A 10463-nucleotide genomic window follows, 5' to 3' on the forward strand; every position below is an offset into this window, starting at 1 on the left:
ACATTTTTTATTTACCACAAACTCACGGTCTACCCGCACTATGGTTATTGCGACAGCATTATTTATTGATGCCACCGGAGAAACAATCAGATGAAACCCGTGAATAAACTGACTGAAAACGACGTCACGCCTGAAGACGTTTTCAACGCGCAGCGCCGACAGGTACTGAAAACACTGGGGATTAGCGCCGCCGCGTTGTCACTCCCCACCGCCCATGCTGACGTACTGTCCTGGTTTAAAGGCAATGACCGTCCCAAAACCCCCGCAGGCGCCCCACTCAACTTCACTAAACCAAAACAGTATCAGGCGGATTTACCCCTGACGCCGGAAGACAAGGTCACGGGTTATAACAACTTCTACGAGTTCGGGCTGGATAAAGCTGATCCAGCGGCCAATGCCGGAACCCTGAAAACCACCGACTGGAAGATTGACATTGATGGCGAAGTAGAAAAGCCGCTAACACTGAATATGGATGATATTTATCAGCGCTTTCCGCTTGAGCAACGCATTTACCGGATGCGCTGTGTGGAAGCCTGGTCGATGGTCGTGCCATGGATCGGCTTTGAACTGGGGAAGTTGCTTAAGGTAGCATCACCTACCAGCAATGCACGCTATGTCGCCTTTCAAACCCTTTATGCACCCGATGAAATGCCAGGGCAGAAGGATCGCTTCATCGGCGGAGGCATCAATTACCCCTATGTCGAAGGACTGCGACTGGACGAAGCCATGCATCCCCTCACTATTCTGACCACCGGCGTTTATGGTAAAGCGCTGCCACCGCAAAACGGCGCCCCCATCCGCCTGACCGTACCATGGAAATACGGTTTTAAAGGGATTAAGTCGATAGTCAAAATCACCCTGATGAAAGATATGCCGCCAACCACCTGGAACCAGTTGGCTCCCAACGAATATGGCTTCTATGCCAACGTGAATCCCCATGTGGACCATCCCCGCTGGTCACAGGCCACTGAGCGCTTTATCGGTTCCGGCGGTATCCTCGACGTTAAACGTCAACCGACGCGGCTCTTTAACGGTTATGCCGGTCAGGTCGCTTCACTGTACCGGGGACTGGATCTACGGGAGAACTTCTAGTGGCTCGTCTGTCTGCAAAACACCTTACCGGTCTGAAGGTTTTGCTGCATCTTGCCGGTTTCCTGCCACTGTTCTGGCTGATGTTGTCCATCAATCAAGGCTGGTTCAGTGCTGACCCGGCGAAAGATATCCAACATTTTACCGGCAGGATGGCGCTGAAGTTACTGCTGGCAACGCTGCTGGTAACGCCACTGGCGCGTTATAGCAAATACCCGCTGTTAATCCGGGTTCGTCGATTACTGGGCTTGTGGTGTTTTGCCTGGGCGACACTACATCTGGCCAGCTATGCCGTGCTGGAACTGGGAATCAACAATCTGGGACTGTTGGCCGCTGAATTAATCTCCCGCCCTTACCTTACCCTGGGTATTATCAGTTGGTTTATCCTGCTGCTACTGACTCTGACATCCAGTCAACAGGCACAGCGAAAATTAGGGAAACGCTGGCAAATGTTACACAATGCCATTTACCTTGTACTGATCCTTGCGCCAATTCATTACCTGTGGTCAGTAAAAACATTCTCCCCCCAGCCATGGATTTACGCCGTTATTGCTCTTATTCTGCTAAGTTGTCGCTATAAAAAGCTCCGCCAATGGCGGCGGTAACCCCATTCTCTGACGGTGTACCACCCCGTCTGTTCTGTCACGGCTGTCACTATTTACGGATTCCCGTTGATAATCTTCGCTGATACGACCAGTAATTAGCTGCGAATTGCTACGAAATCGTTATAATGCCCCGCTTCGCCCCAGCGCACGGGTCAAATTTCATTGTTAAAGATGACAAATGACTTTTCGCGTTGTATTTTGTGCGATGCCTCAATTATCGCAGGAGATAGCCGCAAGATGGCTGATAAGTTTCACATACTGCTTTTAAACGGTCCCAACCTGAATCTTCTCGGTACTCGTGAGCCAGAGAAATATGGGAAAACGACCCTGGCAGAGATTGTTAGCGACATGACATCGCAAGCTGACGCACTCAACGTAAAGCTGAGTCATCTCCAGTCCAATGCGGAACACGCGTTAATTGACCGCATTCATGAGGCAAAAGGTCATGTCGATTATATCGTCATTAACCCGGCGGCATTCACACACACCAGCGTAGCGCTTCGTGATGCTCTGCTTGCAGTCAGCATCCCATTTATTGAAGTACACCTGTCGAACGTGCATGCTCGTGAACCTTTCCGCCATCATTCTTATCTTTCTGATATTGCTGCCGGTGTAATCTGTGGCCTTGGTGCCGATGGTTACTCCTGGGCTTTACAGACGGCGGTGAAACGCCTGTCACAATCTCATTAAACAGAGTACGGAACCACACTCATGGATATTCGTAAGATTAAAAAACTGATCGAACTGGTTGAAGAATCAGGTATTGCTGAACTGGAAATTTCTGAAGGTGAAGAGTCCGTTCGCATCAGTCGCGCACCAGTTAACACCGGCTATCCGATGATGCAGCAAGCTTATGCCGCACCAATGATGCAGCAGCCTGCCCAGGCCGCCGCCGTTGCGCCAGCAACCGCGCCAGCCATGGAAGCCCCTGCGTCTGCTGAGATCAGTGGTCACATCGTACGTTCGCCAATGGTCGGTACGTTCTACCGCACACCAAGCCCTGATGCGAAAGCCTTTGTTGAAGTCGGCCAAAAAGTTAACGCCGGCGACACCCTGTGCATCGTTGAAGCGATGAAAATGATGAACCAGATCGAAGCCGATAAATCCGGTGTTGTGAAAGCAATCCTGGTCGAAAGCGGTCAGCCAGTTGAATTTGACGAGCCGTTGGTAGTCATCGAATAACGAGGCGCACCATGCTGGATAAAATTGTAATAGCGAACCGAGGTGAGATTGCGCTGCGCATCCTGCGTGCCTGTAAAGAGCTGGGCATTAAGACGGTAGCGGTTCACTCAAGCGCGGATCGCGATTTGAAACACGTATTACTGGCGGATGAAACCGTTTGTATTGGCCCCGCCCAGTCAGTGAAAAGCTATCTGAACATCCCAGCGCTGATTTCCGCCGCCGAAATCACCGGCGCGGCGGCGATTCACCCGGGTTACGGCTTTCTGTCTGAGAATGCGGACTTTGCCGAGCAGGTTGAGCGTTCCGGCTTCATTTTTATCGGCCCAAAAGCGGAAACTATTCGTCTGATGGGCGACAAAGTTTCCGCTATCAACGCGATGAAAAAAGCAGGCGTGCCTTGCGTTCCTGGTTCTGACGGCCCATTGAATGACGACATGGACAAAAACCGTGCCTTCGCGCAACGTATCGGTTATCCGGTCATCATCAAGGCATCTGGCGGTGGCGGTGGCCGCGGTATGCGCGTTGTGCGCAGCGACAAAGAGCTGGAACAGTCCATAAATATGACCCGTGCGGAAGCGAAAGCCGCGTTCAACAACGATATGGTCTATATGGAAAAGTACCTGGAAAATCCACGCCATATCGAAATTCAGGTACTGGCTGACGGCCAGGGTCATGCCATTTATCTGGCCGAGCGTGATTGCTCAATGCAGCGACGCCATCAGAAAGTGGTTGAAGAAGCACCAGCGCCAGGTATCACTGAAGCGTTACGTCGTTTCATCGGTGAACGCTGTGCAAAAGCCTGTATCGAAATCGGTTACCGCGGTGCGGGTACCTTCGAATTCCTGTACGAAAACGGTGAATTCTACTTCATTGAAATGAACACCCGTATCCAGGTTGAGCATCCGGTTACCGAGATGATAACGGGTGTGGATCTGATCAAAGAACAACTGCGTATTGCTGCTGGTCAGCCACTGTCGATCAAGCAAGAAGACGTGGTGGTTCGCGGCCATGCGGTAGAATGCCGTATCAACGCTGAAGATCCCAATACGTTCCTGCCAAGTCCGGGAAAAATCACCCGTTTCCATGCACCTGGCGGTTTTGGCGTGCGTTGGGAGTCTCATATTTATGCGGGCTATACCGTACCGCCATATTATGATTCCATGATCGGTAAGCTGATAACCTATGGTGAAACGCGTGAAGTGGCGATAGCCCGCATGAAGAATGCACTGGCTGAACTGATTATCGACGGCATCAAGGTAAACGTTGAGCTGCAAATGAAGATCATGACCGATGAAAACTTCCAGCACGGCGGAACCAACATCCACTATCTGGAAAAGAAACTTGGCCTTCAGGAAACCTGATCTGTCTGAGTGAGGAAAAAAGGCCGGTCTGACCGGCCTTTTTCTTTAGTCTGATGAGAGTATTAAGAGATGGACAAACGTTTCATACAAGCTCATCGCGAAGCCCGTTGGTCATTCTGGCTGGCAGTCGCTTACCTTGCCGCCTGGTCACTGATGGCCTGGCTGCCAGATAATGGCATTGGAATGACTGGCCTGCCACACTGGTTTGAATTGTCCTGCCTGCTGGTCCCCATCCTGTTTATATTTCTTTGCTGGTTGATTGTCAGACTGATCTTCCGCGATATACCTCTGGAGGATGACAAGTGAAATTAGGCATCATTCTCCCCCTGATTGCCTACCTGCTATTGGTCGCGGGACTGTCTGTATACAGCATGCGTAAACGCCACGAAGGAAACTTCCTGACGGAATATTTCCTCGGCAGCCGTTCAATGGGGGGATTTGTGCTGGCCATGACGCTCACCACGACGTATATCAGTGCCAGCTCGTTTATTGGCGGGCCTGGAGCCGCCTACAAATATGGTCTGGGCTGGGTTCTGTTATCACTGGTTCAGCTCCCCGCCGTCTGGCTGTCACTGGGCATCCTTGGCAAAAAGTTTGCCATTCTCGCCCGTCGTTATAACGCCGTGACGCTGAACGATATGTTATACGCCCGCTATCGCAGCCCGCTATTAGTATGGTTTGCCAGTCTCAGCCTGCTGACTGCCTTTATTGGGGCAATGACCGTGCAATTTATCGGTGGCGCACGTCTGCTGGAAACAGCCGCTGGCATCCCTTACCATAGCGGATTACTCATTTTTAGCGTCACCATCGCTCTTTACACCGCATTTGGCGGTTTCCGCGCCAGCGTCCTGAATGACGCAATGCAGGGGTTGGTCATGCTCATCGGCACCTTCTTACTGCTGTTCGCCGTGATCCACGCCGCCGGAGGAATGCATACCGCCGTGGATAAACTACAGAAAATCGATCCGCAGCTGATTTCACCTGGTGGCGTGGGTAATATCCTCAGCCCTACTTTCCTGGCTTCATTCTCGGTGTTGGTTTGCTTTGGCGTCATTGGCCTTCCCCATACAGCCGTGCGCTGCATTTCCTACAAAGACAGCAAAGCGGTACATCGTGGGATAGTTTTGGGCACCATCGTGGTTGCCGTACTAATGTTTGGCATGCACCTGGCGGGCGCTCTGGGACGAACCATTATACCCGACCTGTCGATCCCTGACCTGGTGATTCCAACATTGATTATCCATGTGCTGCCGCCTCTGGCTGCGGGGATCTTTCTTGCTGCGCCGATGTCAGCCATCATGTCGACAATTAATGCCCAGCTGCTACAGTCATCCGCCACTGTCGTCAAGGATCTTTTTCTGCGCGTTCGTCCCCAGCATATCAACAATGATCCCTTGCTAAAAAACATCTCCAGCGTGATTACTCTGATATTGGGTCTGTTACTGCTGGCCGCGGCCTGGCATCCACCTGAAATGATCATCTGGCTGAACCTGTTGGCTTTTGGCGGACTGGAAGCCGTCTTCCTGTGGCCACTGGTACTGGGGCTATACTGGGAAAAAGCTAACGCAACCGGTGCGCTCAGTAGCATGATCGCTGGCGCTGGCTGCTATACCCTGCTTGCCAGTCTGTCGCTGCAACTCTGGGGCTTCCATCCTATCGTTCCGTCGTTGCTGCTAAGCCTGATTGCTTTCGTGACTGGCAACTATTTTGGCCCGGCTGAAAAATCAGCCCCGGCTTCCCCTCTGGCTGACTAAAGAGAATCGCAATGCCCTGGATACAAATGAAAATTAACACTACTGGCGCTCAGGCGGAAGAACTGGGTGATGCGCTTACCGAGAATGGCGCTGTCTCGGTCACCTTTCAGGACTCGCATGATAACCCTGTGTTTGAGCCGCTGCCGGGTGAAACACGCCTGTGGGGCGATACCGATGTGATTGGCCTGTTCGACGCAGAAACCCATATGCCCGAGGTGATTAAAAGCCTGGAACGTCACCCTCTGCTGAACCAGGGCTTCCACTATAAAATTGAACAAATAGAAGACAAAGACTGGGAACGTGAGTGGATGGACAACTTTCATCCGATGCGTTTTGGTCAACGCCTGTGGATCTGCCCAAGCTGGCGCGACGTTCCAGACTCAAATGCGGTAAACGTCATGCTCGATCCCGGTCTGGCCTTCGGCACAGGGACTCATCCAACAACGGCACTGTGCCTGACGTGGCTGGATGGTCTGGATCTGACCGGGAAAACGGTTATCGACTTCGGTTGCGGCTCAGGCATTCTCGCTATTGCGGCGCTAAAATTGGGTGCTGCTAAGGCAATCGGCATTGATATCGATCCACAGGCGATTCAGGCCAGCCGCGACAATGCCCAGCGCAATGGCGTTTCAGACCGTTTATCGCTGTATCTACCCCATCAGCAACCAGACAATCTGAGCGCCGACGTAGTCGTTGCCAACATTCTGGCTGGCCCCTTGCGCGAACTGGCGCCGTTGATCAGTATACTGCCGGTAACTGGTGGCCATCTGGGCTTATCGGGCATACTGGCCAGCCAGGCTGGCAGTGTGAGTGAAGCCTACCAGGAGACGTTTATCCTCGATCCAGTCGCCGAAAAAGAAGAGTGGTGCCGGATCACAGGTATTCGCCGCTGATAAATTCCCTTTTTTTGCTAAAAGGGATTGGTGCTTTTCCTGATCAATATCCTTATACTTTATAGGCGTTTTATTCGCTCACGACGAAACCAATCAGGGTTTCGACTAATAAGGATATAGTAAGGATATGAAACTCAAGACATTAGCCGTAGTGCTTTCACTGGCAATGGTTTTACCCGCTACGGCTTCCACCCATCCACGCTGGTCATATGAGGGAGAAGCTTCACCAGAACATTGGGGAGAACTCGGAAATGAGTTCCTGACCTGTAAAACCGGAATGTACCAATCCCCCATTGATATTCAACATGTCATCGACGGGAAATTACCTCCGCTGGAGCCAAATTTTCATACCGATACCAAATCCATTGTAAACAATGGACACACCATTATGGTGACCGTGACAGACAGCGATGATTTTATGCTGGATAACGAGCGATTCGAGCTGAAGCAATTCCACTTTCATACCCCCAGTGAGAATCACATTACCGGTAAATCTTTTCCACTTGAAGCGCACTTCGTCCATGCGAATAAAGCGGGCGATCTTGCCGTGGTAGCGGTTATGTTCGAGGTAGGGGCGGAAAATGAAGCGCTCAATCCCCTGCTCGCCTCAATCCCGACTAAGCTGGACACTCCTGAGAAAATGCAGAGCAGCATCAATCTGGAAAAACTGTTTCCGCAGGATGAACACTATTATCGCTTCAGCGGTTCGCTGACCACGCCACCGTGTACTGAAGGGGTACGTTGGCTGATTATGAGGAATCCAGTGACTTTGTCAGCGCAACAGCTGAAGAAATTCCAGATAGCACTGAAACACGCCAATAATCGTCCACTGCAACCTCTGAATGGCCGGGTGATCGTCGAATAATTTCACGGGCTTCAGCTAATGAGTAGTAGCACGCTGAAGCCCTATTCCACGACGTTTCAACGGCCGCTGTAGCGCTTTGGATGAAAAGTGACGCTATTAATATTGTTAATTAGCTCACAAAAAAAGAAAAATATTTGCACGTAATTAAATCATTTTCATTCAATTTATTGTTTAATAAAGAATTTTTCTTTTCTCTGAAGGTGAATGGCTGCCTTCATTGATCTTTCCTGGTGAATTGTTCAAAGTTTGTCCTTTCATCTTCGCTAAAAAATGCGTAATATACGCCGCCTTGCGGACACACTATGGCCACTTTTTTCATGCGCATAGGAAACAACCAGCTTCGTAATCGCCTGATTGCAGCGCCGATGGCCGGGATAAGCGACAGACCTTTCCGGACTCTTTGCTATAAAATGGGCGCTGGTATGACCGTATCTGAGATGTTGTCATCAAACCCGGATGTCTGGGCTAGTGACAAATCGCGATTGCGCATGGTACACAGTGACGAGCCCGGTATTCGTACCGTGCAAATTGCAGGTTGCGACCCCGAAGAGATGGCTGGAGCCGCGCGCATCAATGTCCAGGCTGGCGCGCAGGTGATCGACATCAATATGGGATGCCCAGCTAAAAAAGTGAATCGTAAGATGGCAGGATCGGCCCTGCTGCAGCACCCTGAGCTGGTAAAGTCTATCCTCTCGGCGGTGGTCAACGCAGTAGACGTACCTGTCACACTAAAAATTCGTACTGGCTGGGACGCGGAAAACCGCAATTGTGTAGAAATTGCCCAATTGGCTGAACGTTGTGGCATTCAGGCCCTGACCATTCACGGGCGTACACGCGCGTGTTTGTTCAATGGCGAAGCTGAATATGACAGCATTCGGACAGTTAAGCAGAACGTTTCCATTCCCGTTATCGCGAATGGAGACATCACTGACCCGCATAAAGCCAGAGCCGTACTCGACTATACGGGGGCAGATGCCCTGATGATAGGACGGGCGGCTCAGGGAAGACCGTGGATCTTCCGGGAAATCCAGCACTATCTGGACACTGGGGAGTTGCTGACACCGATGCCGCTGGCTGAAGTCAAGCGCTTGCTCATCGGGCATTTACGGGAATTGCACGACTTTTACGGTCACAGCAAGGGATATCGTATTGCCCGGAAGCACGTATCCTGGTATCTCCAGGAGCATGCCCCAAACGACCAGTTTCGGCGCACATTCAACGCCATTGAGGATGCCAGCGAACAGCTGGAGGCGTTGGAGGCATACTTCGAAAAACTTGCGTAATAGAAATAAAGAGCTGACAGAACTATGTTCGAACAACGCGTAAATTCTGACGTACTGACCGTTTCAACCATTAACTCACAGGATCAGGTTACCCAAAAACCTCTGCGGGATTCGGTCAAACAGGCACTGAAGAACTATTTTGCTCAACTGAATGGTCAGGATGTGAATGACCTGTATGAGCTGGTTTTGGCTGAAGTGGAACAGCCTCTGTTGGACATGGTGATGCAATACACCCGTGGCAATCAGACCCGTGCAGCCCTTATGTTGGGTATCAACCGCGGCACGTTGCGTAAAAAGCTGAAAAAATACGGCATGAACTAAGCCACTCAGACAACCCACTGAATAATGGCGCTTTTACTTCACAATGAAGCGCCATCTTCTTTTAAATGACTACACGAATGACTACACATCCCGCTGAACATCAGCGAACAAATCACCCTCAGAATGAGGGACAAAAACTTTTCATTTCGCGGATGAGTATAGAAATGGAAGACAGGCGGTCAGATTGAAGATTCAGAAAAACTTTTGCCCCACCCACCCTTTAACGTATTCCGGTGTTTGTTGCTCCTTTCTTAAGCCCTACTCCTTCTACAATCCCTTTAACGAATCCTGTTTCCCGCTTTCGAAGATTGCTGTTGCGGGTGAATTCGTCGCCAGACATCCATCACATGAAAGTTGCTGTATCAGTTGTAGTATCAGCTGCACTTAATTTATTAATTTCAGGCTGATAGATTCAATTACTAAACAACAACCAGCCTCAGGAAATGCTCATATATGGCGACTTTTCGCGCGTCCTTCGCCCCCCGGTGTGGCAATCTGGCTGGAAGGACCCGCAAAATAATTCCCTTCTCAATTATTACATCTGCACTGATTTTATCTGACACAAAAAAACCCGGACAGTGCCGGGACCTTCTGTGTTGTGCTGGTGAAAGGGTCATGACGAACGGCGGGTCCGCCATGCGGGTTTCCTGACGATGTGAACCGTCCCGGTAATCCTGGAGATTAAACTCTTTGAGAGAGAGATAAACAGGATGACTAAAAACACACGCTTTTCCCCCGAAATCCGTCAACGGGCCGTACGAATGGTACTGGAAAGTCAGGACAAATACGGCTCACTGTGGGCGGCCCTCAGTTCCATTGCACCGAAGATCGGTTGTACTCCGGAGACGCTGCGTATCTGGCTTCGTCAGTATCAGCGGGATGCCGGTGATGGCGACGGTGGACTTAACACCTAACGTCAGCGCCTGAAAGAGCTGGAGCGGGAGCGACGTGACGACCTTCTGAAAACGGAGATACAGCGCGTATACGATGAAAACCACAGTGTGTAGGGTGTGCGCAAGGTATGGCGCCAGTTGCTGCGTGAGGACTTCCGTGTAGCCAGATATACGGTGGCGCGGCTGATGAAAGCTGTGGGGCTTGCAGGCGTGCGTC

11 protein-coding genes and 1 pseudogene are annotated in these 10463 nt (G+C 50.9%); all 12 read left to right on the plus strand.

Going from position 1 to position 10463, the window contains the following annotated elements; genetic code table 11:
- Window positions 1-90: 90 nt before the first annotated feature.
- On the plus strand, window positions 91-1092 hold the full coding sequence (msrP, locus tag EH228_RS17095; protein WP_152322820.1) for a protein-methionine-sulfoxide reductase catalytic subunit MsrP: 1002 nt from the start codon (window positions 91-93) through the stop codon (window positions 1090-1092).
- Window positions 1092-1694: a protein-methionine-sulfoxide reductase heme-binding subunit MsrQ gene (msrQ, locus tag EH228_RS17100; protein WP_152322821.1), complete on the plus strand. Its 603-nt coding sequence runs from the start codon at window positions 1092-1094 to the stop codon at window positions 1692-1694. The genes msrP and msrQ overlap by 1 nt, the downstream gene beginning before the upstream one ends.
- Window positions 1695-1931: 237 nt before the next feature.
- Entirely contained in the window at window positions 1932-2384 is a 453-nt protein-coding gene (gene aroQ / locus EH228_RS17105; RefSeq protein ID WP_193323373.1) for a type II 3-dehydroquinate dehydratase, read from the plus strand.
- Window positions 2385-2405: 21 nt separating this feature from the next.
- On the plus strand, window positions 2406-2876 hold the full coding sequence (gene accB, locus EH228_RS17110; RefSeq protein WP_152322822.1) for an acetyl-CoA carboxylase biotin carboxyl carrier protein: 471 nt from the start codon (window positions 2406-2408) through the stop codon (window positions 2874-2876).
- Between the two features lie 11 nt (window positions 2877-2887).
- A complete protein-coding gene (gene accC / locus EH228_RS17115) occupies window positions 2888-4237 on the plus strand; it encodes an acetyl-CoA carboxylase biotin carboxylase subunit (protein WP_152322823.1) in 1350 nt (449 codons plus the stop codon).
- Window positions 4238-4306: 69 nt separating this feature from the next.
- Window positions 4307-4543, plus strand: a complete 237-nt coding sequence (locus tag EH228_RS17120; protein WP_152322824.1) for a YhdT family protein — start codon at window positions 4307-4309, stop codon at window positions 4541-4543.
- Window positions 4540-5991 (plus strand): sodium/pantothenate symporter, encoded by a 1452-nt coding sequence (panF, locus tag EH228_RS17125; RefSeq protein WP_152322825.1) that lies wholly within the window; start codon window positions 4540-4542, stop codon window positions 5989-5991. Before EH228_RS17120 ends, panF begins: the two co-directional genes overlap by 4 nt.
- A gap of 11 nt (window positions 5992-6002) precedes the next feature.
- Window positions 6003-6884, plus strand: a complete 882-nt coding sequence (gene prmA / locus EH228_RS17130) for a 50S ribosomal protein L11 methyltransferase (RefSeq protein ID WP_152322826.1) — start codon at window positions 6003-6005, stop codon at window positions 6882-6884.
- A 127-nt stretch (window positions 6885-7011) separates the two neighbouring features.
- Window positions 7012-7749, plus strand: a complete 738-nt coding sequence (locus EH228_RS17135; protein WP_152322827.1) for a carbonic anhydrase — start codon at window positions 7012-7014, stop codon at window positions 7747-7749.
- A gap of 317 nt (window positions 7750-8066) precedes the next feature.
- Window positions 8067-9032: a tRNA dihydrouridine synthase DusB gene (gene dusB / locus EH228_RS17140; RefSeq protein WP_152322828.1), complete on the plus strand. Its 966-nt coding sequence runs from the start codon at window positions 8067-8069 to the stop codon at window positions 9030-9032.
- A 24-nt stretch (window positions 9033-9056) separates the two neighbouring features.
- Window positions 9057-9353 (plus strand): DNA-binding transcriptional regulator Fis, encoded by a 297-nt coding sequence (gene fis / locus EH228_RS17145; RefSeq protein ID WP_152322829.1) that lies wholly within the window; start codon window positions 9057-9059, stop codon window positions 9351-9353.
- A gap of 710 nt (window positions 9354-10063) precedes the next feature.
- A pseudogene (locus EH228_RS17150) lies at window positions 10064-10463 on the plus strand (IS3 family transposase); the annotation flags it as partial.

The sequence above is a fragment of the Erwinia endophytica genome (assembly GCF_009295515.1).
In the GTDB taxonomy this organism is placed as follows: Bacteria; Pseudomonadota; Gammaproteobacteria; order Enterobacterales; family Enterobacteriaceae; genus Erwinia; species Erwinia endophytica.